The 26,034-nt window shown below is 71.6% G+C and carries 26 protein-coding genes; 15 read left to right on the plus strand and 11 right to left on the minus strand.

All coding sequences use genetic code 11. The annotated features are described in order from the left end of the window. Positions 1 to 5: 5 nt before the first annotated feature. On the minus strand, positions 6 to 695 hold the full coding sequence (locus tag Pta02_RS26780) for a gamma-glutamyl-gamma-aminobutyrate hydrolase family protein (protein WP_203877698.1): 690 nt from the start codon (positions 693 to 695) through the stop codon (positions 6 to 8). Between the two features lie 489 nt (positions 696 to 1,184). On the opposite strand from Pta02_RS26780, the gene Pta02_RS26785 reads away from it, so the two are divergent. Next, positions 1,185 to 2,300, plus strand: a complete 1,116-nt coding sequence (locus Pta02_RS26785) for a globin domain-containing protein (protein WP_203877699.1) — start codon at positions 1,185 to 1,187, stop codon at positions 2,298 to 2,300. A gap of 144 nt (positions 2,301 to 2,444) precedes the next feature. Further along, positions 2,445 to 3,539: a WD40/YVTN/BNR-like repeat-containing protein gene (locus Pta02_RS26790; protein WP_203877700.1), complete on the plus strand. Its 1,095-nt coding sequence runs from the start codon at positions 2,445 to 2,447 to the stop codon at positions 3,537 to 3,539. Positions 3,540 to 3,596: 57 nt separating this feature from the next. On the opposite strand, the gene thyX is transcribed toward Pta02_RS26790, so the two are convergent. From thyX to Pta02_RS26825, 7 genes are all read right to left on the minus strand, one after another. After that, complete coding sequence (gene thyX / locus Pta02_RS26795) at positions 3,597 to 4,322, minus strand: FAD-dependent thymidylate synthase (RefSeq protein ID WP_203877701.1); 726 nt, start codon at positions 4,320 to 4,322, stop codon at positions 3,597 to 3,599. A gap of 88 nt (positions 4,323 to 4,410) precedes the next feature. Further along, positions 4,411 to 4,983 (minus strand): dihydrofolate reductase family protein, encoded by a 573-nt coding sequence (locus Pta02_RS26800; RefSeq protein ID WP_203877702.1) that lies wholly within the window; start codon positions 4,981 to 4,983, stop codon positions 4,411 to 4,413. A gap of 175 nt (positions 4,984 to 5,158) precedes the next feature. Beyond that, positions 5,159 to 5,938 carry an ABC transporter permease gene (locus Pta02_RS26805; RefSeq protein ID WP_203877703.1) on the minus strand — a complete coding sequence of 260 codons (780 nt, stop codon included), beginning with the start codon at positions 5,936 to 5,938 and terminating at the stop codon, positions 5,159 to 5,161. 6 nt (positions 5,939 to 5,944) lie between these two features. Next, positions 5,945 to 6,835, minus strand: coding sequence for an ABC transporter ATP-binding protein (locus tag Pta02_RS26810; protein ID WP_203877704.1), 891 nt, complete (start codon positions 6,833 to 6,835; stop codon positions 5,945 to 5,947). A 73-nt stretch (positions 6,836 to 6,908) separates the two neighbouring features. Next, positions 6,909 to 8,081: an amidohydrolase family protein gene (locus Pta02_RS42025; RefSeq protein WP_203877705.1), complete on the minus strand. Its 1,173-nt coding sequence runs from the start codon at positions 8,079 to 8,081 to the stop codon at positions 6,909 to 6,911. Between the two features lie 157 nt (positions 8,082 to 8,238). Next, positions 8,239 to 10,377, minus strand: coding sequence for an anthranilate synthase component I (locus Pta02_RS26820; RefSeq protein ID WP_203877706.1), 2,139 nt, complete (start codon positions 10,375 to 10,377; stop codon positions 8,239 to 8,241). Positions 10,378 to 10,620: 243 nt separating this feature from the next. Continuing rightward, a complete protein-coding gene (locus tag Pta02_RS26825; RefSeq protein ID WP_203877707.1) occupies positions 10,621 to 11,382 on the minus strand; it encodes an SGNH/GDSL hydrolase family protein in 762 nt (253 codons plus the stop codon). A gap of 204 nt (positions 11,383 to 11,586) precedes the next feature. Here Pta02_RS26825 and Pta02_RS26830 point away from each other — a divergent pair, with 204 nt between their 5' ends. Together Pta02_RS26830 and Pta02_RS26835 are read left to right on the plus strand one after the other, a co-directional pair. Further along, complete coding sequence (locus tag Pta02_RS26830) at positions 11,587 to 13,194, plus strand: CocE/NonD family hydrolase (RefSeq protein ID WP_203877708.1); 1,608 nt, start codon at positions 11,587 to 11,589, stop codon at positions 13,192 to 13,194. A 26-nt stretch (positions 13,195 to 13,220) separates the two neighbouring features. Next, positions 13,221 to 14,168, plus strand: coding sequence for a helix-turn-helix transcriptional regulator (locus tag Pta02_RS26835; RefSeq protein ID WP_203877709.1), 948 nt, complete (start codon positions 13,221 to 13,223; stop codon positions 14,166 to 14,168). Between the two features lie 30 nt (positions 14,169 to 14,198). Here Pta02_RS26835 and Pta02_RS26840 read toward each other — a convergent pair whose 3' ends face one another. Next, a complete protein-coding gene (locus Pta02_RS26840; protein ID WP_203877710.1) occupies positions 14,199 to 15,113 on the minus strand; it encodes an SDR family oxidoreductase in 915 nt (304 codons plus the stop codon). A 145-nt stretch (positions 15,114 to 15,258) separates the two neighbouring features. On the opposite strand from Pta02_RS26840, the gene sthA reads away from it, so the two are divergent. From sthA to mctP, 5 genes are all read left to right on the plus strand, one after another. Continuing rightward, on the plus strand, positions 15,259 to 16,674 hold the full coding sequence (gene sthA, locus Pta02_RS26845; RefSeq protein ID WP_203877711.1) for a Si-specific NAD(P)(+) transhydrogenase: 1,416 nt from the start codon (positions 15,259 to 15,261) through the stop codon (positions 16,672 to 16,674). A 100-nt stretch (positions 16,675 to 16,774) separates the two neighbouring features. Further along, on the plus strand, positions 16,775 to 17,329 hold the full coding sequence (locus tag Pta02_RS26850) for a VOC family protein (RefSeq protein ID WP_203877712.1): 555 nt from the start codon (positions 16,775 to 16,777) through the stop codon (positions 17,327 to 17,329). Continuing rightward, positions 17,329 to 17,991 (plus strand): carboxymuconolactone decarboxylase family protein, encoded by a 663-nt coding sequence (locus Pta02_RS26855; RefSeq protein WP_203877713.1) that lies wholly within the window; start codon positions 17,329 to 17,331, stop codon positions 17,989 to 17,991. Before Pta02_RS26850 ends, Pta02_RS26855 begins: the two co-directional genes overlap by 1 nt. Before the next feature lie 135 nt (positions 17,992 to 18,126). Then, entirely contained in the window at positions 18,127 to 18,339 is a 213-nt protein-coding gene (locus tag Pta02_RS26860; protein ID WP_239131245.1) for a DUF3311 domain-containing protein, read from the plus strand. A 4-nt stretch (positions 18,340 to 18,343) separates the two neighbouring features. After that, positions 18,344 to 19,951: a monocarboxylate uptake permease MctP gene (mctP, locus tag Pta02_RS26865; protein ID WP_275423616.1), complete on the plus strand. Its 1,608-nt coding sequence runs from the start codon at positions 18,344 to 18,346 to the stop codon at positions 19,949 to 19,951. 108 nt (positions 19,952 to 20,059) lie between these two features. Here the strand turns inward: mctP and Pta02_RS26870 are convergent, their stop codons facing one another. Continuing rightward, on the minus strand, positions 20,060 to 20,437 hold the full coding sequence (locus tag Pta02_RS26870; RefSeq protein WP_203877714.1) for a DUF6285 domain-containing protein: 378 nt from the start codon (positions 20,435 to 20,437) through the stop codon (positions 20,060 to 20,062). A gap of 52 nt (positions 20,438 to 20,489) precedes the next feature. On the opposite strand from Pta02_RS26870, the gene Pta02_RS26875 reads away from it, so the two are divergent. The 4 genes from Pta02_RS26875 to Pta02_RS26890 all read left to right on the plus strand — a co-directional run bounded on the left by Pta02_RS26875 (position 20,490) and on the right by Pta02_RS26890 (position 24,146). Beyond that, positions 20,490 to 21,680: an acyl-CoA dehydrogenase family protein gene (locus Pta02_RS26875; RefSeq protein ID WP_203877715.1), complete on the plus strand. Its 1,191-nt coding sequence runs from the start codon at positions 20,490 to 20,492 to the stop codon at positions 21,678 to 21,680. A gap of 52 nt (positions 21,681 to 21,732) precedes the next feature. Then, entirely contained in the window at positions 21,733 to 22,788 is a 1,056-nt protein-coding gene (locus Pta02_RS26880; protein ID WP_203877716.1) for a phosphotransferase family protein, read from the plus strand. 92 nt (positions 22,789 to 22,880) lie between these two features. Then, complete coding sequence (locus tag Pta02_RS26885; protein ID WP_203877717.1) at positions 22,881 to 23,366, plus strand: maleylpyruvate isomerase N-terminal domain-containing protein; 486 nt, start codon at positions 22,881 to 22,883, stop codon at positions 23,364 to 23,366. A gap of 132 nt (positions 23,367 to 23,498) precedes the next feature. Then, a complete protein-coding gene (locus Pta02_RS26890; protein ID WP_203877738.1) occupies positions 23,499 to 24,146 on the plus strand; it encodes a DNA alkylation repair protein in 648 nt (215 codons plus the stop codon). A 122-nt stretch (positions 24,147 to 24,268) separates the two neighbouring features. Here Pta02_RS26890 and Pta02_RS26895 read toward each other — a convergent pair whose 3' ends face one another. Then, a complete protein-coding gene (locus tag Pta02_RS26895) occupies positions 24,269 to 25,096 on the minus strand; it encodes an NmrA family NAD(P)-binding protein (RefSeq protein ID WP_203877718.1) in 828 nt (275 codons plus the stop codon). Between the two features lie 242 nt (positions 25,097 to 25,338). Here Pta02_RS26895 and Pta02_RS26900 point away from each other — a divergent pair, with 242 nt between their 5' ends. Together Pta02_RS26900 and Pta02_RS26905 are read left to right on the plus strand one after the other, a co-directional pair. Continuing rightward, entirely contained in the window at positions 25,339 to 25,731 is a 393-nt protein-coding gene (locus tag Pta02_RS26900; protein ID WP_203877719.1) for a hypothetical protein, read from the plus strand. A gap of 89 nt (positions 25,732 to 25,820) precedes the next feature. Next, entirely contained in the window at positions 25,821 to 26,027 is a 207-nt protein-coding gene (locus Pta02_RS26905; protein ID WP_203877720.1) for a hypothetical protein, read from the plus strand. Positions 26,028 to 26,034: the final 7 nt, after the last annotated feature.

Here is a 26,034-nt window from a genome sequence, read left to right on the forward strand (position 1 = left end):
CGGTCTCAGTGGGCGCAGGCCTCGACCAGCGCCTCGACCAGCCGGTTGTCCGACTCGCGCTCGGGGTGCCACTGGACGCCGACGCCGAAGCGGTGGCCCTGCAGCTCGACGCCCTCCACGATCTGGTCGTCGGCCCAGGCCACGGCGAGCAGGCCGGTGCCCAGCCGCTTGACCGCCTGCCGGTGGGGCGCCGTCACCTCGGCGTGGTCGCCGACGGCCTTGCCCAGCTTGCTGGACACGCTGATCTGGATGGTGTGCGCCCGCCCGCTCTCCTCGTGCCGATCGTGGTCGACCACCGCGGGCAGGTCCGGGATGAGGCTCCCGCCCTGGGCGACGTTGAGCACGTGCATGCCGCGGGCGACCGCCAGCAGCGGCAGGTCGGCGGCCACGGCGGCGCGGGCCAGGGCCAGCTCGAAGCGGTCGCGGTGGGGCTGGGGCTCCTCGGACCGGTCGTCGCGGGCGGCGCCGTACAGGGTGGGGTCGAGCTCGGCGCCCCCGGCCAGGATCAGGCCGGACAGTCCGCGCACGCAGTCGTCGACCCCGGCGATGCCGAGCGGAGGCAACAGGACCGGGACACCCCCGGCCTTCTCCACCGCGCGGGCGTAGGCCGGCGGGGACAGGACCGCTTCCCGGACCCAGGTGCCCCAGCGGGCGGCTTCGAGGTAGGCGGTGATACCGATCAAGGGTCGGGACATGCGATCTCCAGGGGCCGTGCGCACAGTCGTACCGCCCGCTTCGGCGGTACCCATCCCATCTCCAGCAGCAGTCCCATCATGGCGTACACCATTTCCCCCATGTCACGTATCCCAGGTATCAGTGTCATCTCGTCGGGAAGCGGCCCGCCTCGGCACGGCGGAGAGGTTGGGGACCTCGAGGCCGGTTCACGGAGATGACAATGATTTCCGAATCCGGTAAATGCCGATATCAGATTGAACATGAATCGAATTCGCTTATCGCATCCGAAACTTAGCAGAGTGTTACAAAAAATAACTCTGTAATTACAGAGAGTTCAATCGCGCACCATATTGGAGGGAATCGGTTGTGACGTCCGGATGGTGATGGAAGACTTAAATTCGAGTGCTCAGGTGCGCCGGGGCCGCCGGGGCGCTCATTACCCGGACCGTCAGGGAGGTGGATCTGCAGGACCGGACGCCGATCCGGTCAATTAGGGTGGGTTCTGTTACATGTCTTTGAATCCGCATCTCGTCAAGGAGAGCTTCGCCGTCATCGAGCCCGTGGCGGACAGGGCCGCGGCGTACTTCTACGGCCGCCTGTTCGCCGAGAACCCGCATCTGCGGGGGATGTTCCCGCCGGCGATGGACGTCCAGCGCGACCGCCTGTTCGGCGCGCTCACCAGGATCGTCTGGAGTCTCGACAGCCCCGACGGCCTGGCCTCCTATCTCGGCCAGCTCGGCCGTGACCATCGTAAGTACGGGGTGATCCCCGAGCACTACACCGCCATCGGCAACGCGCTGCTGGCCACGGTCAGGCGCTTTGCCGCCGAGGTCTGGACCGCCGAGATCGAGGCGGCGTGGGTGTCCGCCTACACCGCCGCGGCCAACGCCATGATCGAGTCGGCCGAGGCCGACTCCGGGGTCTCCCCGGCCTGGTGGCTGGCCGAGGTGATCGACCACGAGCTCCGCACCCGGGACATCGCGGTGATCACCCTGCGCCCGAGCCAGCGCATGCCGTTCGTCCCCGGGCAGTACGTCAACGTGCAGACCGCACGCTGGCCCCGCGTCTGGCGCACGTTCTCCATCGCGAACGCGCCCCGCGAGGACAACACGGTCCGCCTGCACGTCCGGGCCGTGCCCGGCGGCTGGGTCTCCACCGCGCTGGTGGAGCACACCCGGATCGGCGACACCGTGATGCTCGGCCCGCCGGTCGGCACGATGACCCCCTCCGACTCGGGGCGGGACATGCTGTGCGTGGCGGGGGGCACCGGCCTGGCACCGCTCAAGGCGATCGTGGAGCACGTGATCTCCTCCGGCAGACGGCCCAACATCCATCTGCTGGTCGGCGCCCGCCACGCGCACGAGCTCTACGACCTGCCGGACCTGATCCGGATGGAGTCGAGCTTCCCGTGGTTGCGGGTGCTGCCCGTGGTCTCCGACGACGCCGGGTACGACGGCATGCGGGGCCGGCTGCCCGAGGTCATGGAGCGCTTCCACTCCTGGTCCGAGCACGACGTCTACGTCTGCGGGCCGTCCGAGATGGTCAACGAGGCGGTGCGCAGGCTCCAGTGGAGCGGCGTACCGCTGGCCAACATCCGAAGAGACATCGCGCTGGGCGAGTTCTGACTGTCCGACAGGGCCCGGACCCCCCTCCGTCCGGACCACCCCTCCCTGACACGAAGATCCGTTCGAACACGCCGCGCCGATCGGAAACACGTGCGAGAAAGGAACCGCCGTGGAATCATGAAGCCGAACCGAAGGGAGACGAGTATGGGCGACGCACTCCTGGCAGTCGGCACTCGAAAAGGCCTCTTCCTGGCCCGCTCCACCGGCGGCGGCCCGTTCGAGGTCGAGCCGGTCCGTTTCTCCACCATCGGGGTGCCCTCAGTGGCGCTCGACACCCGGGCGACCGACTCCGGCGGCTCCGCGCCCCGGATCCTGGCCGGGATCGAATACGGCCACTTCGGCCCGTCGGTGATGTGGTCGGACGACCTCGGCGCGACCTGGCAGGAGGCCGACAGGCCGCCGATCGCCTTCCCCGAGGAGACCGGCGCCGCTCTGGCGCGCGTCTGGCAGCTCACGCCCTCCCCGAGCGAGCCGGACGTGGTCTGGGCCGGCGTCGAGCCGGGCGCGCTGTTCCGCTCCGAGGACCGCGGCGCCACATACTCCCTGGTCGAGGGGTTGTGGAACCACCCGCACCGCGCCAGGTGGCAGCCCGGCGGCGGCGGGCTCTGCATGCACACCGTGCTGCCCCACCCCACCGACCCCAAGACCATGGGAGTCGCCGTCTCCACCGGCGGCTTCTACCGCAGCACCGACGCCGGCGCCTCCTGGGAGGCCGCCAACCAGGGCATCCGCGCGCCGTTCATGCCCGAGGGCTCGCAGTACCCCGAGTACGGCCAGTGCGTGCACAAGGTCGCCATGCACCCGGCCCGCCCCGAGCGCCTGTTCCTCCAGCACCACTTCGGCGTCTACCGCAGCGACGACTTCGGCGGCTCCTGGACCTCCATCGGCGACACGCTCCCCTCCGACTTCGGCTTCCCGCTGGTCGTGCACCCCGAGCGGCCCGACACGGTCTACGTCTTCCCCCTCACCGCCGACATGGACCGCACCCCGGTCGACCACCGCTGCCGGGTCTACCGCAGCGACGACGCCGGCGAGTCGTGGCAGGCCCTGAGCGACGGCCTGCCCGAGGACGCGGTGCACGCCAGCGTGCTGCGCGACGCGATGTGCGCCTCGCCCGCGGGCGTCTTCTTCGGCACCCGCGACGGCGAGGTGTACGGCTCGCGCGACGACGGCGAGAGCTGGTTCACCGTCGCCCGGCACCTGCCGGACGTGCTGACCGTGCGCGCGGCGCTGCTGTGACCCCTCTTCGGTTCCCGGGGTTTCCCCGGCCCCGGGAGCCGAAGGGAGCCGCGCTTCTCAGGGAGCCACGCGGCCGTTGACGACGAAGGCGGCATGGGTGAGCGGCATCAGCTCCGCCCAGGCGGTCTCCATCTTCTCGGCCACCATCTCGATCTCGCGCTGCGGGAACGAGGGCACCTTCGCCTGTTCGTTCTTGGTGCGCAACGACAGGAAGTGCATCAACGAGCGGGCGTTGCAGGTGGCGTACATCGAGGAGAACAGCCCGACCGGCAGCACGGCCCTGGCCACCTCCCGGGCCACCCCGGCCTCCAGCATCTCCTGATAGGCGGCGTAGGACTGCCGGTAGGAGGCCTCCATCGCCTCCGAGACGAGCTTGTGCTGCCCCTCGGTGCCCTCGACGAAGACGTACTTGCCCGGCCGGCCCTCCTGCACGAGCTTGCGCTCCACGCCCGGAATGTAGAAATTGGGCTGAAGCTCGCGATATCTCCCACTTTCCTCGTTGTACGACCATCCCACCCTGTGGCGGTGGAACTCGCGGAAGACGAAGATCGGGGCGCTGACGAAGAAGGTCATCGAGTTGTGCTCGAACGGGCTGCCGTGCCGGTCGCGCATCAGATAGTTGATCAGGCCCCTGGACCGCTCGGGGTCCTTGCCGATCTCGTCCAGGGACTGCTCCCCCGCGGTGGACACCCGGGCCGCCCAGAGCACGTCGGTGTCCGAGGCGCTGTGCTTGACCAGCTCCACGGTCACGTCGTCGAGGAAACGCGGCTGACTTTCGTCCACGGCGGGAGAACCTTCCGGTGTCGGGGGCGGGGCCGCAGGCAAGCCTACAAGCCTAGCGTTGATCACCAAGCAGCTCCCGGCCACTCCGTCACTCTCCCCGGCCGGCGCGCGTGTAGCGCAGCATCACGGCCCGGGAGTCGAAGGTCCGGGTCTCGACGAGCCGCAGGCCGACGCGCTTGCCGGGGGCGGCGAGCAGCGGCTTGCCGCCCCCGAGGACGACCGGGTGGACGACGACGCGGTAGTCGTCGATCAGGCCGAGCTCGGTGAGGGCGGCCGCCAGAGCGGAGCCGCCGTTCAGCAGCAGGCCCCTGCCGGGCTGCCGCTTGAGCGCGGCGAGCTCTCCGGCGATGTCCTCGCCGATCACGCGGGCGCCCCAGTCGGCCCTCTCCAGGGTGCGCGAGAAGACGATCTTCGGGGTCGCCCGCCAGATCGGCGCGAACGCCAGGTCGTGGGGGTCCTCCGACAGCGACTCCACGTGCGGCCAGAAGCCGGCCATCATCTCCCACACCTTGCGCCCGTACAGGAAGGTGTCGACCTCCTCCTGCAGGGCGATGGAGTACGCCGACAGCTCGGGCCCCACGGCCGGCCAGTCGAACTCGCCGTCCGGCCCCTCGATGTGGCCGTCGATGGAGGTGTGCACCCAGTAGATGACCTTGCGCATGGCGGACTCCTTCGTCTCCGGGACCCCGTGGGGTGACGCGCCCGGCGGGCGCTTTCACCGGGAGGTCGGAGGCGCCGGGGCGTTCTCGACATCCGCGGGGAGGATTTTCTCCCGGATCTCCGGCGCGGGCCGTACGGCGGCCCCGGGGTCGCGGCGGCCGTACGGCGCGGGCGTCTCAGGTGATGTCGCGGCGGACCGTGGTGAGGGAGGCGACGACGGCGAAGATCAGGGCGTAGGCCACCAGCACCGTCGCGCCCGCCCAGGCGGGCAGCAGGTCGGCCTCGCCGAAGCCGGTGTCGATCCGGACGGCGATCAGGCTCTGCGCCGCTCCGGACGGGGTGAACTTGCCCACACCCTGGAGCGCGGGGATGGCCGTGAACAGCGCCTCGATGACGAAGACCCAGACGATCGCCCCGACGATGGCCGCGATCTGGTTGCGGACCAGGGCGCCCAGGCCGATCCCGAACAGCGCGTACAGCGCCGAGGTGGCCAGCACTCCGAGCATGATCCGGGGGATTCCGCCGCCGAACAGGACGACCTCGCCCCCGGAGATCAGCACGGCCGGGATCACCGCCGCGGCGGTGAGCAGCAGGGCGGCGACCCCGAACAGCCCGCCCACCAGCAGCCCGGCGACCAGCTTGGCCGTCACGACCCGGCCGCGCCGGGGTGTGGTGAGGAAGGTGGTGGTGATCGTCTGGTAGCGGTACTCGCCGGTCATCATGACGATGCCGAGAACCATCACGAAGATCGACGAGCCGGCGCCGGAGGTCCAGGCCGCCTGCTGGAACTCCAGGGTCTCCCTGCCGGGCAGGGCCGGGGCGCCCTGGGTCCGCACCCCGGCGAACCCGATCGTGACGGCCAGGGTGATCCCGGTGAACAGCAGCATGACGAGGAGCATGATCCACCACAGCCGGGTGGTGAACAGCTTCTGCAGTTCGGAACGGACCAGTGCCACCACCGCTCACGCCTCCCTGGTCAGTTGCATGAAGATCTCCTGCAGGTCGGAGCGCTCCCGCACCAGCTCGGTGACCAGCACCCGCTCGTCCAGCACGACCTGGCCGACGGTCTCGGCGTCGACGCCGTAGAAGCGCAGCGCGCCGTCCCCGGCCCGCTCGACTCTGGCGCCCTTGGCCTCCAGCGCCGGCACCAGCCGGTCGGCCTCGGCGGCGTGCACCCGGACCGGGCGCTCGCCGTTGCCGGTCAGCTCGGCCAGGGAGCCCTGGTGGACGAGCCTGCCGCGGGCGATGATGACGACGTTGTCCACGGTCTGCTGGACCTCGGCCAGGACGTGGCTGGAGACCAGCACGGCCACGCCCTGGTCGTGGGCGAGGGTGCGCAGGAAGCCGCGCAGCCACTCGATCCCGGCGGGGTCGAGGCCGTTGGCCGGTTCGTCGAGGATGAGCACGCGGGGGCGGCCGAGCGTGGCGGTGCCCAGCGCCAGGCGCTGGCGCATTCCCAGGGAGAATTCGCCGACGCGTTTCCGCGCGGCCTCGGCCAGGCCGACCTGCTCCAGCGCCTCGTCGGCGCGGGCGGCGGGCAGCCCCGCGGCGGTGCAGACCACCCGCAGGTGGTCGCGCGCGGTGCGGCCGGGGTGGAAGCTGGTCGCCTCCAGCACCGCGCCGACCTCGGTCAGGGGGTGCTCCAGGGCGGGGTACGGCCGGCCGCCGACCAGCGCGGTGCCCCGCTCGGCGGTGACCAGACCGAGAAGACAGCGCAGGGTGGTGGTCTTGCCCGCGCCGTTCGGCCCGAGATAGCCGGTGATCGTGCCGGCGTCGACGGAGAAGGAGACGTCGTCGACGGCCTTGACCGGGCCGAAGCTCTTGGCGAGGTTCCGGATCTCGATGGCAGTCATCAACCGGGATTATCCCGCTGTGGCGCGGATCACACCTCCTCCCGCGGGAGGAGATCCGATCACAGGTGTGCGATCACAGGCGGTAGACGCGGCGGGCGTTGCCCGAGCCCGCCATGTGCGCCGCCCTGGCCGCGTCGGCCGCGCTCCACTCCCCCGACGCCAGCCGCTCGGCCAGCGCCCAGGCCAGGCCGCGCCGATAGCGCAGCGCGCCGAGGTGGCAGGTCTCGGCCAGGCCGCGGGCGCCGGAGCCGAACAGCTGCTTGTGGAAGGGGACGAGCTCCAGCAGCTCGCCCATGACGGCGGCCGAGCCCGCCGCGGTGGCGGTCGGCGCGGGGCCGACGTCGACGTAGACGTGCGGGAAGACGGCGGCGAGGTGGGCGGCGGAGCGGTGGAACGGATAGCAGTGCAGCAGGACGAGCGGCACGCCGATCGGCTGCAGGGCCCGGACGAAACCGGCCATCAGCGCCGGGTCGGCCCGGTGCGGATCGAGACCGGAGTCGCCGTATCCGGTGTGCATCTGCAGCGGCAGGTTGCGCTCCCTGGCCACGTCCACGGCCGTCCAGAGCAGGTGGCGCAGCAGCACCGGATCGGTGAGCGGTTCCTTGGGGTCGGCCAGGCGCCGGTTGGCGGCCGCGATCACCGCGCCGCGGCTCGGGCGCGCCGGGTCGAAGTCCAGGCCGTGGCGGTGGGCGATGACCGACTTGAGGCCGACGGCCCGCACCGCCCGGCCGGCGAGCTCGGCCTCCAGGGAGGAGATGTAGGACACCCCGGAGACGGCGGTCTCGGCGGCCTCCTCCTCGACCTGCTCGATCCGGGTGATCTCGTCGGCCGCCGCCCCGCCGAGCCGGCCCATCTCGGCCGTCGACAGCAGTTCCGGGCCGCTGCCGCCGGTGTCGACGAGGAAGGCCACGATCCCGGCCTCGCGCAGCAGCCGCCGGTTGACCTCCGCGGGTCCCAGCTCGCAGCGGCGGGTCAGATAGACCGCAGGGGGCGCGTGCGGCTCCAGGCCGAGGGCGGGGGCGCACCAGCGGCGGACCGCGACGCCCGTCGGCGTGTCGAAGTGGGTGGTGCCGGGCGGGGCGGGGGTGTCCGCGTCGGTGATCAGCATCTCGAACTGGGCCCGGGCCAGGTCGTCGCGGCGCACGGGGTGGCAGTGGTGGTCCAGCAGGGGCGCCAGCAGCGCCTCCTGGACCGTCTCGGGCAGGGCACCGGTCAGCTCGGCGGGCAGGACCTCTTGCGGCCGCATCACGGGCTCCTCTCACACGGCCGCGGGCGGACCGGTCCGCCGGTCCGCCCGCAGTGTCACGTGCAGAGCACTCTACGGCTACGGAGCGTGGTCGCGCCGCCGTTTCGGCCCGCCGGCCCGCCCGGCGGCCCCTCCCGTCCTGCCCGTCCCGGCCTCCTCAGCCCGCCGATCGGGAGAGCCGCAGGACATTGGCGATGATCTTCGCTCCGGCGCCGCCCTCCGCGGTGAGGATCGACTCGGGGTGGAACTGCACGGCGAAGCGGCGGTGCCGTACGTCCTCGATCGCCATCACCGCGCCGTCGGGCGTCAGGGCGGTGGCGGCGAAGCCGGTCACGCCCGGCTGCTTGGCGTGCAGCGAGTGGTAGCGGGCGGCGGTGAACTCCTCGGGCAGGCCCTCCAGCAGCGCGCTGTCGCCCATCCGCTTGACCTGCCCGCGCTTGCCGTGCTCGGGGTAGGACAGCAGCTCCAGCGTGCCGCCCGCCTGCTCGACCATGCCCTGCAGCCCGAGGCAGACGCCGAAGACCGGCAGGTCGCGGGCGTACAGCTCGCCGACCAGCGCGGGCAGGCCGAAGTCCGAGGGCCAGCCGGGGCCGGGCGACAGCACCACGAGGGACGGGGCGATCTCGTCGATCATCTCGATGGGGAAGCCGTGCCGGAGGGTGACGACCTCGGCGCCCTCCTGGCGGAAGTAGTCGGCGAGGGTGTTGACGAAGGAGTCCTCGTGGTCGACGAGCAGGACCTTCATGCCCTCGCCCGGGCGCTCGGCCACGACCGGCGCCGCGGTCTCGGCCTTCGGCGCGCCGACGGCGGCGAGCGCGCCGAGCAGGGCGCTGGCCTTGAGCTCGGTCTCGCGCTCCTCGGCGTCGGGGTCGGAGTCGAACAGCAGCGTGGCCCCGGCCCGCACCGTGGCGACGCCGCCCTTGATCTGGGCGGTGCGCAGGGTCAGGCCGGTGTTCATGGAGCCGTCGAAGCCGATGTAGCCGACCGCGCCGCCGTACCAGCGGCGGGTGGTGGCCTCGTGGTCCTCGATGAACTGCATCGCCCAGGTCTTGGGCGCGCCGGTGACGGTGACGGCCCACATGTGGGTGAGGAAGGCGTCCAGGGCGTCGAACTCCGGCCGCAGACGTCCCTCGATGTGGTCCACGGTGTGGATCAGCCGGGAGTACATCTCGATCTGGCGGCGGCCGATGACCTGGACGCTGCCGGGCACGCAGATGCGGGACTTGTCGTTGCGGTCCACGTCGGTGCACATGGTCAGCTCCGACTCCTCCTTGACGCTGGACAGGAGGGTGCGGATCGCGTCGGCGTCCTCGACGGGGTTGCCGCCGCGGGCGATGGTCCCGGAGATCGGGCAGGTCTCCACCCGGTCGCCGCCGACCCGGACGTACATCTCCGGGGAGGCCCCGACCAGGTGCTCGCCCCCGCCGAGGTTGAACAGGAACTCGTAGGGCGCGGGGTTGGCCCGGCGCAGTTCCCGGTAGAACCCGGCCGGGTCGGGGCAGGCCGCGTGGAAGACCTGGCCGGGCACGACCTCGAACAGGTCGCCGCGCACGAACTTCTCCTTGGCGGCGGCCACGACCTTGGCGTAGCCGCCCTTGACCGGGTCGGCCGGGATCTCAGCCGGGACCGGGGGCAGCGGGACGACCTCGCCCTCGCGGGGCAGTCCGCGGGTCGAGACGCCGTTCACGGTGAACTCGTAGCGGAACTCCTTGCTGGTCTCCCGCTTGCGGTCGATCACCATGATCCGGTCGGGCAGGTGCAGCACCAGGTCGCGCTGATCCTGCGGCCGGGCCAGCACCTGGCGGATCGGCTCGAACTGGAAGGCCAGGTCGTAGCCGAAGGAGCCGTACAGGCCCAGGTGCTCGTCCTCGCCCTTGAAGGCGGCGATGATCTCACGGATGGCGGTGAAGACGGTGGGGCGGCGGCTGCGCATCTCCTCGGGGAGGATCTCGTCGGACTCGGCGACGTACACCTCGACGTGGTCGGGGGCCGGCTCCGCGGTGGGCTCGCCGGCCGCCAGCAGGCAGGGGGCGATCGCCGGCAGCACGACCCGGCCCCGGGCGTTCAGCGCGCGGACGGCGATCCTGCGGCCGCGGGCCACGATCTCCAGGCAGGGGTCGACGTAGGCCAGGTGCCATCGGCTGTAGCGGCCGGGATACTCCATCCCGGAGGAGAGCACGCCGCCGCGCCGCTCACCGAGCGTGCCGACGACCTCGTCGAGCACGGTCTCCGGCACGTCGGCCGTCGAGACCTCGACCCCGATGCCACCGGCGGTGGTATATCCGCTCGTCTCCACTGCAGTCTCGCCCCTTGTCGATTCCCTGATGCCCGGGGGCGGACGCAGAAAAGGCCGCCTACCCGGGCGGCCGTCCGTCTGCTCGCGTATGCGAAAACCTGCGCCGCCTACAAGCGGCGCCACCACTGAAGGGTATCGGCGTTTCGCATGTGCGCCAGACTACCGGCGCCGACCGTGATCATGCAACGTGAACGGCCCACCGGTGGAGGCCGGTGGGCCGCCCGCCGTACGGCGCCGCCCCGCTCAGCCCAGCGGGGTGAGCTCGGGCCGCTTGGCGTCCAGCCCGTCGCCGGAGGAGCGGCCGTGCAGGCGGCGGTTGATCCAGGGGCCGAGGAACTGCCGGGCCCAGCGCAGGTCCTCGCGCCGGGCGTCGGCCCACACCGCCGGGGTCAGCGGTGGGTACGGCTCCCGCCAGTCCTCCCGCACGGGCAGGCCGAGCGCCTCGGCGGCGCGCAGGGCGATCCGGCGGTGGCCCTCGGCCGACAGGTGGAGGCGGTCCTCGCTCCAGGAACGGCGGTCGCGCAGCACACCCATCGCCCACAGGTCCACGAGTGTGCAGTCGTGCCGGGCCGCGATGTCGTGGATGTGCAGGTTGTAGACGGCGACCTTGTGGTGGACCAGCCGCATCACCGGCACCTGGCGGAGGTCGAATCCGGTGAAGAGCACGACCCCGGCCCCGGTGGCGCGCAGCCGGGCGGTGGCGGTGTCCAGCAGCGCGGCGACCGTGTCGGGGTCGGTGCCCGGGCGCAGGATGTCGTTGCCCCCGGCGCACAGCGAGACCAGGTCCGGCCTCAGCGCCTCGGCCCGCGGCACCTGCTCGTCCAGGATCTGGCGGATGAGGCGGCCCCTGACGGCGAGGTTGGCGTAACGCAGTCCCGCCTGCCCCGCGGCCAGGTGCTCGGCCAGCCGGTCGGCCCAGCCCCGGTAGCCTCCGCCGCCGGCGTGGTCGTCCAAGCCCTCGGTGAAGCTGTCCCCAAGAGCGACATACGAGGTTATTGATGACATGTCGCGATAGTTTGCCGCGCGGGCTCCCCCCTACGCGACCGTAGGGCGCGGCCCCTGGGATCGCGTCAGGACAAGGCAATCCGCCACGGTCGAATCATGAGATGTCTCATACCTGTAAGCACTGGTCATACCGGCCCCGCTTCTGTTACCAGTAAGTAGACAATGTCTGTTACCAGCCGGTAGACATCGGTGCCGGGAGGACATATGGCGATCGCATGGCCGCGGACCGCCCACCGGGTGACGGTCCAGCGTGACCTGCCCGTCCCGATGCCGGACGGGGTCGCCCTCATGGCCGACCGCTACGCCCCGGTGGGGGTGGAGCGCCCGCCCGCCATCCTGGTCCGCTCGCCGTACGGCAGGCGCGGGGTGTTCGGGCTCATGTACGGCCGGGCGTTCGCCCGCCAGGGCTTTCAGGTGATCATGCAGAGCTGCCGCGGCGGGTTCGGCTCGGGCGGCCTGCTCGACCCGCTCGCCGACGAGCACGCCGACGGCCTGGCCACCCTGTCCTGGTTGCGCGAACAGCCCTGGTACGGCGGGAGCCTGGCCATGCAGGGCCCCTCCTACCTCGGCTACACGCAGTGGGCCCTCGCCCCGTTCGCCGGGCCGGAGCTGAAGGCCATGGCCACCTCGGTGACCGCCTCGCAGTTCCGCGACGCGGCCTACGTCGGCGGGGCGTTCGCGCTGGAGTCGTCGCTGATCTGGACCACGCTGACCGCCTCGATGGGCAGCCCGCTGGGCGGCGCCGGGGCGCTGCTGGCCCCGCGCAGGACGCGGCGGGCCGCGCTGTCGGGGCGCCCGCTGGCGGAGCTGGACGTGCTGTCGGCCGGCCGGGGCATGCCGTTCTTCCAGGACCTGCTGGCCCACCACGCCGAACCGGCCGCCTACTGGGGCAGGCGCGACTTCTCCGGCTCGGTGGGCGAGGTCGGCGCCGAGGTCACCATGGTCGGCGGCTGGTACGACGTCTTCCTGCCGTGGCAGATCAAGGACTACGCGGCGATGCGGGCCGCGGGGCGGCGGCCGTACCTGACGATCGGGCCGTGGTACCACGCGGACATGCGGCAGGCGCGGGCCGCCGCGGCCGACGCGCTGACGTGGTTCCGGGCGCACCTGATGGACGACCCGTCGGGGGTTCGGGAGCAGCCGGTCCGCCTCTACGTCACCGGCGCCGGGCAGTGGCGCGACTATCCGGACTGGCCGGTGCCCGGCGTGCGGGAGCAGCGCTGGCACCTGCGGCCGGGCTTCGGGCTCGCCCCGGACAACCCGGTGGAGTCGGAGCCGGACCGCTATCGCTACGACCCCGCCCACCCCACCCCGGCGCTGGGCGGCCCGGTGCTGCTGGGCAACTCCGAGCCGCGCGACAACCGGCGCCTGGAGGCCCGGCGCGACGTGCTCGTCTACACCGGCCCCGAACTGCGCCGGGACACCGACATGATCGGCCCGGTCCGCGCGGAGATCTACCTGCGCTCCACCTCCCCGCACGCCGACGTGGTCGTGCGGGTCTGCGACGTGCACCCCGACGGGACGTCCTACAACGTGTGCGAGGGGGTGCGGCGGCTCACGCCGGGGGTGTCCGTGGCGGGCGCCGACGGCGTGCGCCGGGTGGAGGTGGACCTGTGGCCGATCGGCCACCGGTTCCGCCGGGGCCACCGCGTCCGGGTGCACGTGGCCGGCGGCGCCTACCCGCGGATCGCGCGCAACCTCGGCACCGGCGACCCGCTGGGCACCGGCAGCGCCATGATCGCCACCGACCACGAGGTCTTCCACGACCCGGACCGTCCCTCCGCGGTCGTCCTGCCCGTGGTCCCGCACTGAGCCGCGCCGGGCGTTAGGGTCGGCGGGTGCGCGCGGCCAGGTTGATGTCGGTTCTCCTGCTGCTGCAGTCGCGCGGCGGCATGACCGCCGCCGAGCTGGCCCGGGAGCTGGAGGTGTCGGAGCGGACCGTGCACCGGGACGTGGCCGCCCTGTCGGAGGCGGGCGTCCCGGTCTACGCCGACCGCGGGCGCGGGGGCGGCTACCGGCTGCTGGAGGGCTACCGCACCCGCCTGACCGGGCTGGACCGGGCCGAGGCGCAGGCGTTGTTCCTGTCCGGGGTGCCCGGGGCGCTGCGCGAGATGGGGCTGGGCGAGGTCGCAGCCACGGCCCGGCTGAAGGCCGCCGCGGCGCTCTCCCCCGGCCTGCGCGACGCCCCGGCGACGGCGGCGCAGCGCTTCCACCTCGACGCCCCGGGCTGGTTCGCCAGCGAGAGCCCGCCCCCGCAGGCGCTGGCCCCGCTGGCCCGCGCGGTGTGGGGCGACCACCCGGTCACCGCCCTCTATCGCGAGACCGAGCGCACGCTGGAGCCGTACGGGCTGGTGCTCAAGGGCGGGGTCTGGTACCTCGCCACCCGCACGGCGATCTACCGGGTGGACCGCTTCTCCGCCGTCGCCCCCCACCTCGAGCGGCGCTTCGACCGGGACCCCGGTTTCGACCTGGCCGCCTTCTGGTCCGAGCGGGCCGCCGAGTTCGCCCGGTCCCTGCTGCGCACGCACGTCACCGTCCGGCTCAGCCCGTACGGGGTGCGCATGCTGCGTTTCATCGCCGATCCGGCGGCCGTCGGCGACGCGCTCGCCTCCGTCGGGGAGCCCGACGGGCAGGGCTGGGTCACCGCCCGCCTGCCCGTCGAGTCCTACAAGGTCGCCTACGGCCAGCTGATGCGCTTCGGCCCGGACGCGGAGGTCCTGGACCCCCCCGAGCTGCGCGTGCTCATGGCCGGGGCCGCCGCCCGCATGGCCGCGCTGTACGACTGAGCCGTCCTGTACGACCTGTCGGGGCGGACGTCACCGGTAGCCGGCGGCGTCGGCGGGCCCGCCCGGGTCCTGGACCTCGACGAGATAGCGCCAGGCATCCGGCCGGCTGCCGTCGACGTCGGTGAAGCCGTACTCCTTGGCCAGTTGCCCGCTGGACAGCGACTGCCCCGACCAGCGTTCCCGCTGCGGATCGGTGGCCAGGGCGACGACCGCGCGCCCGGTGTAGGCGGGCGACTCCGAGATGGCGAAGTGCGGCTGCTTGTCCAGTGCGTCGCGCCAGTTCTCCTCGGTGACGCCGAAGCCCTCCAGCATCGCCTCCGAGCGCAGCCAGCCCGGGGTCAGGCAGACCGCGGTGCAGCCGTGCGGGCGCAGCTCGTGGGCCATGGAGAAGCCCAGCCGGTTCACCGAGACCTTGGCCAGGTCGTAGAAGGCGCACAGCCGGTAGTTGGCCTGGTTGTACTCCGAGGTGCCGTCGGTGACCTCGACGTGCAGGCCGCCCGGGTTCCTGATCATCAGGGGCAGCGCGTGGTGGCTGGTGATGAGGTGGGTGTCGATCGCCAGGCGCAGGATGCGCAGGCCGTCGTCCAGGGAGTGCTCCCAGACGGGGGTGTTCCAGGCGGTGAGGTGGTCGCCGCCCCAGATGTCGTTGACCAGGATGTCGAGCCGGCCGTGCTCGCGGTCGATCCTCTCCACCAGTGCCCTGACCTGCTCGGGGTCCAGGTGGTCCACCGGTACGGCGACGCCCTCGCCGCCGGCCGCCGTCACCCGTTCGGCGGTCTCCTCGATCGTCTCCGGCCGGCCCATCTCCGACCTGCCCTGCCGTGTGCTGCGGCCGGTGCAGTAGACCGTGGCCCCGGCGGCCCCCAGCTCCGCCGCGATGGCTCGTCCCGTCCCCCGCGTCGCCCCGGCGACGAGGGCGACCTTTCCCTTCAGCGTCGTTTCCATGACCACGACCCTGCCGGGAAAACAGGACACCCGATGTCATGTTTTCCCGGTCTTCGCCGCGCTGCCGGCCGGACCGTGAGCCGGGCTATTGGCCGGACCGGCGGCAGGCCGGACAATGAGGTCCCCGGTCGGAAGGTCTGTGCCGATGTATGACTTCGATCTCCTCGTGCTCGGGACCGGTCCGGGCGGGCAGAAGGCGGCGATCGCCGCGGCGAAGCTCGGCAGGCGGGTCGCGGTGGTCGAGAAGAGGCACATGATCGGCGGCGTGTGCATCAACACCGGGACGATCCCCTCCAAGACGCTGCGCGAGGCGGTCCTGTACCTGACCGGCCTCAACCAGCGGGACCTGTACGGCGCCAGCTACCGGGTGAAGGAGGAGATCACGGTCGCCGATCTCGGCATGCGCACGCAGCACGTGATCGGCCGTGAGATCCAGGTGATCCGCAACCAGCTCGCCCGCAACCACGTGACGGTCCTGCAGGGGACCGGGCGCTTCCTGGACCCGCACAGCATCGGGATCGCCGGGGACGTCCCCGCCGACCACGACCGGAAGGTCACGGCCGAGAAGATCGTGATCGCCACGGGCACCTCCCCGGCCCGCCCGCCGAGCGTGGAGTTCGACGAGAGGACGGTCATCGACTCCGACGCGATCCTGCACCTCGACCGGGTGCCCGAGACCCTCGTCGTCGTCGGGGCGGGCGTCATCGGCATCGAGTACGCCTCGATGTTCGCCGCGCTCGGCACCAAGGTCACCGTGGTGGAGCGCCGCGAGCGGATGCTGGAGTTCTGCGACCTGGAGATCGTGGAGGCGCTGAAGTACCACCTGCGGGACCTGGCCGTGACCTTCAGGTTCGGCGAGAGCGTCGCCGCGGTCGAGCGCCGGCCCCGCGGCGCCCTGACGATCCTGGAGAGCGGCAAGAAGATCCCCGCCGACTGCGTCATGTACTCCGCCGGGCGCCAGGGCACCACCGCCGAGCTCCGCCTGGAGGCCGCCGGGCTCACCGCCGACGACCGGGGCCGGATCGCGGTGGACGAGAACTACGCCACTCCCGTCCCGCACATCTACGCGGTCGGCGACGTGATCGGCTTCCCCGCGCTGGCGGCCACCTCGATGGAGCAGGGCCGGCTGGCCGCCCAGCACGCGTGCGGCGAGCCGGTCGCGGAGATGCAGGAGCTGTCCCCCATCGGGATCTACACCATCCCCGAGATCAGCTTCGTCGGGAAGTCCGAGGACGAGCTGACCCGCGAGAAGATCCCGTTCGAGGTGGGCGTCTCCCGCTACCGGGAGCTGGCCAGGGGGCAGATCATCGGCGACTCGTACGGCATGCTCAAGCTGCTGGTCTCCTCCGACGACCGGCGGCTGCTCGGCGTGCACGTGTTCGGCACGGGCGCCACCGAGCTCGTCCACATCGGGCAGACCCTGATGGGCTGCGGCGGGACGGTCGACTATCTGGTCAACGCCGTGTTCAACTACCCGACGCTGGCCGAGTCGTACAAGGTCGCCGCCCTGGACGCGATGAACAAGATGCGGGTGATCGCCCGCCTGACGGCCGAACCGTGAGCGCGGCCCGCCGTACCCCCGCCTCGTCGTGACGGGTGTCCCGGCGGGCCCCGTGTGATAAGTAGTTGGTTACTTCGAGGAGTTTCGGCAAGGAGAGGCCATGGGCGGCAACACGGAGTTCGAGCTGCGCGGGGTCAACCACATCGCGCTGGTGTGCTCGGACATGAAACAGACCGTCGACTTCTACTCCGGCGTCCTGGGCATGCCTTTGATCAAGACGATCGAGCTGCCGATGGGCTGGGGCCAGCACTTCTTCTTCGACTGCGGCGGGGGCAACGCGCTGGCGTTCTTCTGGTTCCCCGACGCCCCCGAGGGGGTGCCCGGCGTCTCGGCGCCCAAGAACCTGCCCGACCGGGGCGAGCTGCTGTCGGCGGTCGGCTCGATGAACCACATCGCCTTCGACGTGGCGCCCGAGAAGATCGAGGAGTACCGCGAGCGGCTGATCGCCAAGGGCGTGGACGTCGGGGTGATCCTCAACCACGACGACAGCGAGTTCGGCGTGGCGCCGAAGATGCAGGAGGGCGTGTTCGTCCGGTCGATCTACTTCAAGGACCCCGACGGGATCCTCGTGGAGTTCGCGGCCTGGACGCGTGCGCTCGACCGTCCCGAGGACGTGCGGCACGAGCCGAAGACCGCCGCCGAGCGGACCGTGTGATGCCGCGGCTGCGCCAGGTCCCGCGCGAGCAGGTCACCGACCCGCTGACCCTGTTCTTCTACGACCGCCTCTTCGGCCCGGACCGCGACCCGGTCGCCGAGCCCGGCACCGCCTCCGGCTCCCCCGGCGACTGGTGGACCGTCTTCGCGCTGCACCCGGTGATCCTGCGGCACTGCGTGAAGGGCTTCCAGCTCTACCGGGAGGCCCGGCTCGACCCGGTCCTGCGCGAGCTGGGCCAGTGCAGGGCCGGGTGGGCGCGGGGCAGCCAGTTCGTCTTCTCCCAGCACTGCAAGCAGCTGCGGGCGATCGGGGTGCCGCAGGAGAAGGTCCGGGCGGTCGCGCACTGGCAGGTCAGCCCGCACTTCGACGAGCTGGAGCGGGCCGTGCTGGCCTACACCGACGGGCTGGTACTGGACGGCGGCCGGGTGCACGACGAGGTCTTCGCGGTTCTGAAGGCGCACCTGAGCGACGAGGAGATCCTGGAGCTCACCTACATCACCTGCCTGTACGAAATGCACGCGACCATGTCAAGAGCGCTCCGCCTGGAATTCGACGACCGGCCCGAACCGATCGTCGAAGTGGCGGCACCGGAGGGTTACGGCACCCGCGACATCGTCGACGACGTGGTCACCGGGGGCAGCAGTCGGGCCGCGGACGGCTGAACCGACCGTTCGTCGCGCCAACCGGTCCGCTCGGCGATCGGTGACCGCAACGAAACGGCGCCGCGCTTACTCTGCCGGTCAACCCGCAGGCACCATTACGCAGAACCGGTGCCGCTTCAGATCGAGGAGACCGTGTTGACCACCCCGAACGGGGACCGGAGCGACCGCAGTCCGTGGAACTGGCTGCTCATCGTGCCGATCGTCCTGCCTCTCCTGCCTTTCCTGTTCAACCACGACGAACCCCGGCTGTTCGGCTTCCCGATGTTCTACTGGCTCCAGCTCGCCTTCATCGCGGTCGGCGTCACCTGCACCACGATCGTCTACCGGATGACCAAGCGGGGACGGTGACCACGTGGAACAGCATCTGACCGAGATCATCGTCTTCACCGTCCTGTTCCTGGTGGTCAGCGGGATGGGGTTCGTGGCGGCGCGCTGGCGGCGCCCGCAGGACCTGGCCAGCCTGGACGAGTGGGGACTGGGCGGCCGGAGCTTCGGCTCGTGGATCACCTGGTTCCTGGTCGGCGGCGACCTGTACACCGCCTACACCTTCGTGGCCGTGCCCGCCCTGCTCTGGAGCGCGGGCGCGATGGGCTTCTTCGCGGTGCCGTACACCATCGTGATCTACCCGCTGGTCTTCCTCGTACTGATCCGGCTCTGGTCGGTCTCGCACATCCACGGCTTCGTCACCCCGGCCGACTTCGTCCGGGCCCGCTTCGGCTCGCCCACGCTGGCGCTGCTGATCGCGATCACCGGCATCGTGGCGACCATGCCGTACATCGCGCTGCAGCTGGTCGGCATCGAGGCGGTGCTGAAGTCGATGGGCGTGACCGGCCACCTGCCGATCATCATCGCGTTCGCCATCCTGGCCGCCTACACCTACCAGTCGGGCCTGCGCGCCCCGGCGCTGATCGCCTTCGTCAAGGACACGCTGATCTACATCGTGATCCTGGTGGCGATCGTCGTCATCCCGGTCAAGCTGGGCGGCTGGGACCTCATCTTCGACAAGGCCCAGGAGAAGTTCGCCGCGAGCCCGGCGCCGGGTGACGGCATCCTGCTCAACGCCAACAACCAGCTGCAGTACATCACGCTGGCCTTCGGCTCGGCGCTGGCGCTGTTCCTCTACCCGCACAGCATCACCGGCGTGCTGGCCTCCCGCAACCGCGACGTGATCAAGCGGAACATGTCCGCGCTCCCGGCCTACAGCCTGCTGCTGGGCCTGATCGCGCTGCTCGGCTACATGGCCATCGCGGCCGGGACCACGCCGATCGGCAAGGACAACAACACGATCGTGCCGCGGCTGTTCGACCAGATGTTCCCCGACTGGTTCACCGGCGTGGCCTACGCCGCGGTCGGCATCGGCGCGCTGGTCCCCGCCGCGATCATGTCGATCGCCGCGGCGAACCTGTTCACCCGCAACATCTACAAGGAGTACATCAAGCCGGACGCCACCAACGCCGACGAGGCCAAGGTCTCCAAGATCACCTCACTGCTGGTCAAGGTCGGCGCGGTGGCCTGCATCCTGTTCCTGGACACCGGCTTCTCCATCGACCTGCAGCTCATCGGCGGCGTGATCATCCTGCAGACGCTCCCGTCGGTGGCGCTGGGCCTGTACACCCGCTGGTTCCACCGCGGCGGCCTGATCGCCGGCTGGGTCGCGGGCATGAGCGCGGGCATGCTCCTGCTCTACAACGTCGGCAACCCGGCCACCGGCAAGCTGCACTTCGCCGGCTCGGCGTTCCCGCTGGAGAAGCTGGGCCTGGACACCAAGATGACCATCTACGCGGGCGTCCTGGCACTGGCCGTGAACCTGATCGTCGCCGCGGTCGGCACCGTCGTCGCCCGCGCCGTGAACGCGGCCGACGGCGAGGACACCACCCACCCCGACCACTACTTCGCCGACGAGGGCGACCCCCGGGTCAAGGACCTCGACTTCTCCCCGGGGGCGCCCAAGGCCCACTGACCCCTCGCAGGACCACCGGGTACGGCCCGCGCCCCCTTCACGGCGGCGCGGGCCGCGTCGTTCGGCCGTCGTTCGGCCGTCGTTCGGCCGTCGGGACAGAGCCGCCGCTCAGCCGTCGAGGTAGGCCGGGTTGGCCACGGCGAGCTTGGCCCGGACGGACTCGGTCAAGGCGGCGACCAGGGCGGGGTGGTCCAGTCCCCCGCGGACGGCGGCGGCGAGTTCGGCCTCGGAGGCGAAGCCGAGCTCGCCGAGGCGTCGCGCGTGCGCGGCCGCCTGCTCCGGGCCGAGGGCGAGCTCCCGCTCGACCATGCCGAGCACGTTGACGGCGACCCGGGTGTGGAAGCGGACCCGGCCCTCGACCGCGGGGAGCACGTCGCTCTCCAGGAAGTCACGGACCGCGGCGACGAGCCGGGCCGCCGACGGGACGTCGTGGGGACCGTCGCGGGGACCGTCGCGGGGACCGGAGCCCGGTGGATCCTGCGGCATAAGGAACTCCTTATCCGTTGACTCGGCAACGAATCTTCGATGAGATCCTTACATGACTTTCGCGGTTCCCGACAGTGTGCGGCCGCTCCGCGACGCCGTGCACGCGTTCATGACCGAGCGGGTCGAACCCGCCGAAGCCGTCCTGCACGGGGGCGGGCCCGAAGCCGGCGAGCTCCTGCGCGACCTGCAGGCCGAGGCGAAGAAGGAAGGCCTGTGGGCCCTGGGCCATCCCGCCGGGCTGGGCGGCGGCGGGCTGCCGTTCCTCGACTACGTCTACGTCAACGAGGTCCAGGGACGCAGCGAGTTCGGGCAGCTGGCGCTGGGCACGTTCACCCTGCAGGACTCGCTGATGCTCCACGAGTTCGCCGGCCCCGAGCAGCGCGAGCGGTTCCTGGCGCCACTGGTCCGGGCGGAGATCTGGCCGAGCTTCGCGATGACCGAGCCGGAGGTCTCCAGCAGCGACCCCACCCAGCTGCGGACCTCGGCCGTGCTGGACGGCGACGAGTGGGTGATCAACGGCCACAAGTGGTTCACCACCGGCGCGAACCGGGCCGCCTACACGACCGTCATGTGCCGCACCGAGCCGGACGCCCCACCGCACCTGGCCTTCTCCATGATCCTGGTGCCGACCGACACGCCCGGATACACGATCGTCCGGGACACGCCGGTGCTGGGCCTCGACGGGGGCCACTGCGAGGTCCGCTACGAGAACGTACGGGTCCCCGCCGGCAACCTGCTCGGCCCGCGCGGCCAGGGGTTCGTCATCGCCCAGCGGCGGCTGGGCCCCGGGCGGATCTTCCACTGCATGCGCTGGCTCGGCCAGGCCCAGCGGGCCTTCGACCTGATGTGCCGCCGCCTGCACGACCGCAGCGCCTTCGGCCAGCCGCTGGCGAACAAGCAGCTCATGCGCCAGCACGTGTTCGACTCCTACGCCGAGATCCAGTCGGCCCGGCTGCTGACGTTGCACGCCGCCCACGCCATCGACCGCGGCGAGGACGCGCGGGTGGAGATCGGCGCCATCAAGGTGGTCGGCGCCCGGATGCTGCACAACGTGATCGACCGGGCCGTCCAGGTGTACGGCGCGGCGGGCCTGACCCCCGACACCCCGCTGGACCGGATGTACCGCCACGCCCGTGCCGGTCGCATCTACGACGGCCCGGACGAGGTCCACATCGACTCGGTCGGCCGTCGCATCCTCGGCACGTACGCGGCCGGGGGCGGCTGGGAGTTCGGCCTGCGGTAGGGCGGTGATCGGGTACGGCATGCCGATATGGAGACCGGGGCGGGAGGGGTCGATGGACGGAGCCGGCCGGGAGGCGGTCGTCGCCGGGGCGCTCGGCGAGGGGGCGGCGGTCACGGCGAGTGTACGGCTGCCGGGCGGGGCGTCCAGGGAGACATGGGCGATCGACGCGCTGGACGCCGCCGGCGCCGCTCACGAGCTGATCCTGCGCCTCGACTCCCCGGGCGCCTCGCCGGGCGCGGGAATCGGGCTGGCCGGTGAGGCGGCGCTGATGCGGGCCGCCGCGGCGAGCGGCGTGCCGGTGCCCGCGGTCCTGGCCGCCGGCGAGGCGCACATCCTGATGACCCGGGTGGCCGGGGAGACGATCCCCCGCAAGATCCTCCGGGACGAGGCGTTCGCCGCCACGCGTCCCCGGCTGGCGGCCCAGTGCGGGGAGATCCTGGCCGCGATCCACCGCATGCCCCTGTCCGCGCTCCCCCAGCCGCCCGCCCCGCTCTCCCCTCCCCTTCCGCCGGCCGCCCCGCCTGCCGCGCTCCCTCCACCGCCCGCCTCACCGGTCCAGGCGCCCGCATCCCGTGCCGCGGCGGGGCCGCACGCCGTACCGGACGATCCGCTGGCCACCTGGCGCGACCTGCTGGATCTGACCGGGCAGCCGCATCCGGTCTTCGAGCTGGCCTTGCGCCGCCTGGCCGACTCCCGTCCGCCGGGTGGCCGGACCACCGTCGTGCACGGCGACTTCCGCAACGGCAACCTCATCGTCGGCCCCGACGGCGTCAGAGCGGTGCTCGACTGGGAGCTGGCCCACGCGGGCGATCCCGTGGAGGACCTCGGATGGCTGTGCGTGAAGTCCTGGCGGTTCGGTTCTCCCCTGCCGGTCGGCGGGTTCGGCGGGTACGACGAGCTCCTCGACGCCTACGAGAAGGCCGGCGGGCACCGGGTGGATCCCGGCGCGCTGCGCTGGTGGGAGACCTTCGGCGTGCTCAAGTGGGGGATCATCTGCGTCATGCAGGCCATGCGTCACCTGGACGGCGGCGCCCGGTCCGTCGAGCTGGCCGCGATCGGCCGCCGCGTCTGCGAGACCGAATGGGACCTCCTGCGCCTGCTGTCATGACCCCGCAAGACCTCACCCGCCGTCATGACCCCGCCAGACGGCTCGCCCCGGCATGCTTGTCCGCGGTTCCGCTCCGGCGTTACCGTGCCGCGGTGGATCTCTTCTCGCACTCTTGGACGGCGCTGCGCGCGGCGGTGGCCGAGATCCCGGACGAGGACTTCGAACGGCCGTCCGGCTGCGACGGCTGGCTCGTGCGGGACGTGGTGTGCCACCTGGTCATCGGCGCCCAGGACGTCCTGATCACCCTGGTGACGCCCGCCGAGGCCGAACCGACCGTGGATGCGGTCACCTACTGGAAGCTCGTCGAGACTCCGGCCGCTGAGAACCCGGCCGCCGAGGACCCGCTCGACGCGCTGATCCCCCGGCTGGCCGCCGCGTACGGTGAGCCGCGGCTGCCGAGGTTCCACTTCGACGACGTCGGCTCCGCCGCGGGCCGCGCCGCCCGACTCGCCGATCCGGCCCTCCGCGTCGGCACCCGCGACGAGGTGCTGATCGGCACCGGACGCCGCGCGCCGACCGGCGCGGAGAAGGCCGCGCTGGGCGGTTTCACCGCGAGGCTCCCGCTCGTCCTCGGCTGAGCCGGTTCGCTGCGGGCGATCATCCGGGTACGGCGGGAGCCCGGCTTCCGTCGTAGCCTGAATCCCGCACATGACGGACAGGAGGCGCAGGTGGCCGAGACGACGCTGACCGAGACGAGGGTGGCCGAGGTGATGGCCGAGCTGGCCGGACTCGAAGACCCGAAGATACGCGAGGTGAACGAGAAACACGGCGACGACCACGGTGTGAACCTCGGCAAGCTGCGCGCGCTCGCGAAGCGGCTGAAGACGCAGCAGGACCTCGCGTACCGGCTCTGGGAGACCGACGACACCGCGGCGAGACTGCTGGCGATCCTGATCTGCCGCCCGAAGGCGTTCGAGCGTGACGAGCTGGACGCCATGGTACGCCGGGCACGCGCGCCCAAGGTGCACGACTGGCTCGTGAACTACGTGGTGAAGAAGAGCCCGCACGCCGAAGAGCTGCGCCTGGCCTGGTCCGCCGATCCGGACCCGGCGGTCGCCAGTGCCGGTTGGGCGCTGACCACCGAACGCGTGGCGAAGAAGCCGGAGGGCCTGGACCTGTCAGGGCTGCTCGACGTCATCGAGGCGCGGATGAAGGACGCCCCCGATCGCCTGCAGTGGGCGATGAACCACTGCCTGGCGCAGATCGGGATCGAGCACGCCGAGCACCGCACCCGTGCGATCGACATCGGTGAGCGCCTGGAGGTGCTCAAGGACTATCCGACCTCCCCGGGCTGCACGTCTCCGTTCGCGCCCGTCTGGATCACCGAGATGGTGCGCCGGCAGCACGACACGGCGTGACCCGTGCGGTGACGGACGAGGACGCGGGAACCGGCCGCTGAAGGAACGCCTCCGCGGCCTGTCCGGCGAGCGATCGCCGGACAGGTCACGTTCTCAGGCCTCAGGCCTCAGGAAGGCGGCGGCTACCCCTCAGGGCGGAAGGCGTCCGCGTGGTCGGCGGCCCACTGCGCGAACGAACGCGGTTCGCGACCGGTGATCTCGCGCACCGCGGGTGAGACGCAGAGCGCCTCGGGCGGTGGGTTCCCCTGCCAGGAGGCGAGCAGTTCGATGAGCTCCTCACCGTACCCCGCCTGCCGCCAGCGTTCGCGCGCCTGCTCCTCGGTGAGCTCGACGAAGCGCAGCGGCCGGCCGATCGCCTCGGCGATCGCGGCCAGCCGCCCGCGCTGGCTGAGCACCTGCGGCCCCGTCAGCACATACGTCCTGCCCGCGTGACCGCCGCGTGCGAGCACCGCCGCCGCCACGGCGCCGACGTCCCTCTCGTCCACCACCCCGCCGGGGACGTCGGCGAACGGCTCGCGCACCTCGCCCCTCTCCTTGATGGCGGGCGCCCAGGTCAGCGTGTTGCTCATGAAGTCGACCGGCTGAAGCGCGGTCCATTCGAGATCACCGGCCGCGAAGGCCTTCTCCACCGGGCCCACCTGCCCGTTCCACAGAAGCGTCACCCGCCGCACCCCGGCCTTCCGCGCCGATTCCACGATCTCCGGCCCGGTCTGCAGGGTGGCGTAGTCGTCGCCGCCCACGGTCAGCAGGTGCGCGCCCACCACGCCGTCGAAGGCCGGGCCCAGCGTCCGGGGATCGGTGAGATCACCCCGCACCACCTCCACCTGCTCCGGCAGATCGGCCCGGGCCGGGTCCCTGGTCAGGGCCCGTACCCGCTGCCCGGCACGGAGGAGCTCGCCGACGACATGCCTGCCGACCTTGCCCGTCGCCCCGGTCACCAAAAACGTCATCGGCCCGCCTCTCCCTCTGGGACACCGATCTGTCGGGGACACCGACGCTACGGCCCGCCCCCGCGCCGGGGCATCGGGCATTGGTCCTAGGGCTTGTGCGGACCGGAAGCAGCATCGTCACTTCCCAGGCGGGACGGTGGGCTCGGCGGAACAGCTGACAGGTGCGAAAGGTCACCATGCCCTATACGCTGTCCCAGCTTTACCAACAATCCCGACAAATCCAACAGAAGGAATGTTTCGCCATGAGCTTCCCCCTCCGGCGGCGAATCGCCATCCTGGCCACCACGACGCTGATCGCCACAGGTCTCAGCGTCATCACGGCCGGACCGGCAGCGGCCAGCGGCTGCTCGGCTCCCCCGTGCGGCCGGGTGGAGAACAAGACCAGCACCTACATCAAGGTGCGCTGGAAGAATGACAACAGCGACCCGTGGTCGTATGCCAGCCTGGCCCCCGGCACGGGCATGGGCGGCTATCTGAACAGCCCCAAGCGGGACATCGACGGCTTCTACGCCCCCAAGAACTGCCGCACCGCCTACTCCGTCAGAGCGGGCAGCCAGTACCACGTCTACGGCGGCTGGGTGAAGATCACTTCCTGGGAGACCGCCAAGGTGCTGTCGGTCACCTGCCCGGGCTGAGCAGTTCCAGCGCCGGTTCTGCCCGCCGGTCCGATGGATCGGCGGGCAGGACCTCCGGTGACGCGATCGGAGGTCGCCGGGCCGCGACGATGGACCGCGTAACCGACGCGGACTTCCGCCTCGCCGTCATCAGCGAGCCGAAGACCGATCCGTCCGCCCGTGAGCCGTCCTCCGACGACGCCGGCTTCCAGAGCCCTTCGAACAGAATCAGCTTCCTGCGCCTCGTCGCCGAGGCGCCGCCGTACCGCTGGAACCTCCGGCCGTGCGAGCGGTTCCCCGTGGCGGTACGGCAGTGATCGTCAG

This window comes from Paraplanobispora takensis (genome assembly GCF_016863195.1).
Taxonomy (GTDB): domain Bacteria; phylum Actinomycetota; class Actinomycetes; order Streptosporangiales; family Streptosporangiaceae; genus Planobispora; species Planobispora takensis.

What these genes read in the sequence shown, in the direction of transcription:
- Pta02_RS26810 (WP_203877704.1), bottom strand. Translation starts at nt 6,835, where the DNA reads ATGACTGCCATCGAGATCCGGAACCTCGCCAAGAGCTTCGGCCCGGTC.
- Pta02_RS26830 (WP_203877708.1), top strand. Translation starts at nt 11,587, where the DNA reads ATGGCGATCGCATGGCCGCGGACCGCCCACCGGGTGACGGTCCAGCGT.
- Pta02_RS26905 (WP_203877720.1), top strand. Translation starts at nt 25,821, where the DNA reads ATGGACCGCGTAACCGACGCGGACTTCCGCCTCGCCGTCATCAGCGAG.
- Pta02_RS26850 (WP_203877712.1), top strand. Translation starts at nt 16,775, where the DNA reads ATGGGCGGCAACACGGAGTTCGAGCTGCGCGGGGTCAACCACATCGCG.
- Pta02_RS26785 (WP_203877699.1), top strand. Translation starts at nt 1,185, where the DNA reads ATGTCTTTGAATCCGCATCTCGTCAAGGAGAGCTTCGCCGTCATCGAG.
- Pta02_RS26870 (WP_203877714.1), bottom strand. Translation starts at nt 20,437, where the DNA reads ATGCCGCAGGATCCACCGGGCTCCGGTCCCCGCGACGGTCCCCGCGAC.
- Pta02_RS26880 (WP_203877716.1), top strand. Translation starts at nt 21,733, where the DNA reads ATGGACGGAGCCGGCCGGGAGGCGGTCGTCGCCGGGGCGCTCGGCGAG.
- Pta02_RS26780 (WP_203877698.1), bottom strand. Translation starts at nt 695, where the DNA reads ATGTCCCGACCCTTGATCGGTATCACCGCCTACCTCGAAGCCGCCCGC.
- sthA (WP_203877711.1), top strand. Translation starts at nt 15,259, where the DNA reads ATGTATGACTTCGATCTCCTCGTGCTCGGGACCGGTCCGGGCGGGCAG.
- Pta02_RS26890 (WP_203877738.1), top strand. Translation starts at nt 23,499, where the DNA reads ATGGCCGAGCTGGCCGGACTCGAAGACCCGAAGATACGCGAGGTGAAC.
- Pta02_RS26900 (WP_203877719.1), top strand. Translation starts at nt 25,339, where the DNA reads ATGAGCTTCCCCCTCCGGCGGCGAATCGCCATCCTGGCCACCACGACG.
- Pta02_RS26800 (WP_203877702.1), bottom strand. Translation starts at nt 4,983, where the DNA reads ATGCGCAAGGTCATCTACTGGGTGCACACCTCCATCGACGGCCACATC.
- Pta02_RS42025 (WP_203877705.1), bottom strand. Translation starts at nt 8,081, where the DNA reads ATGCGGCCGCAAGAGGTCCTGCCCGCCGAGCTGACCGGTGCCCTGCCC.
- Pta02_RS26825 (WP_203877707.1), bottom strand. Translation starts at nt 11,382, where the DNA reads ATGTCATCAATAACCTCGTATGTCGCTCTTGGGGACAGCTTCACCGAG.
- Pta02_RS26895 (WP_203877718.1), bottom strand. Translation starts at nt 25,096, where the DNA reads ATGACGTTTTTGGTGACCGGGGCGACGGGCAAGGTCGGCAGGCATGTC.
- Pta02_RS26875 (WP_203877715.1), top strand. Translation starts at nt 20,490, where the DNA reads ATGACTTTCGCGGTTCCCGACAGTGTGCGGCCGCTCCGCGACGCCGTG.
- Pta02_RS26840 (WP_203877710.1), bottom strand. Translation starts at nt 15,113, where the DNA reads ATGGAAACGACGCTGAAGGGAAAGGTCGCCCTCGTCGCCGGGGCGACG.
- Pta02_RS26855 (WP_203877713.1), top strand. Translation starts at nt 17,329, where the DNA reads ATGCCGCGGCTGCGCCAGGTCCCGCGCGAGCAGGTCACCGACCCGCTG.
- Pta02_RS26790 (WP_203877700.1), top strand. Translation starts at nt 2,445, where the DNA reads ATGGGCGACGCACTCCTGGCAGTCGGCACTCGAAAAGGCCTCTTCCTG.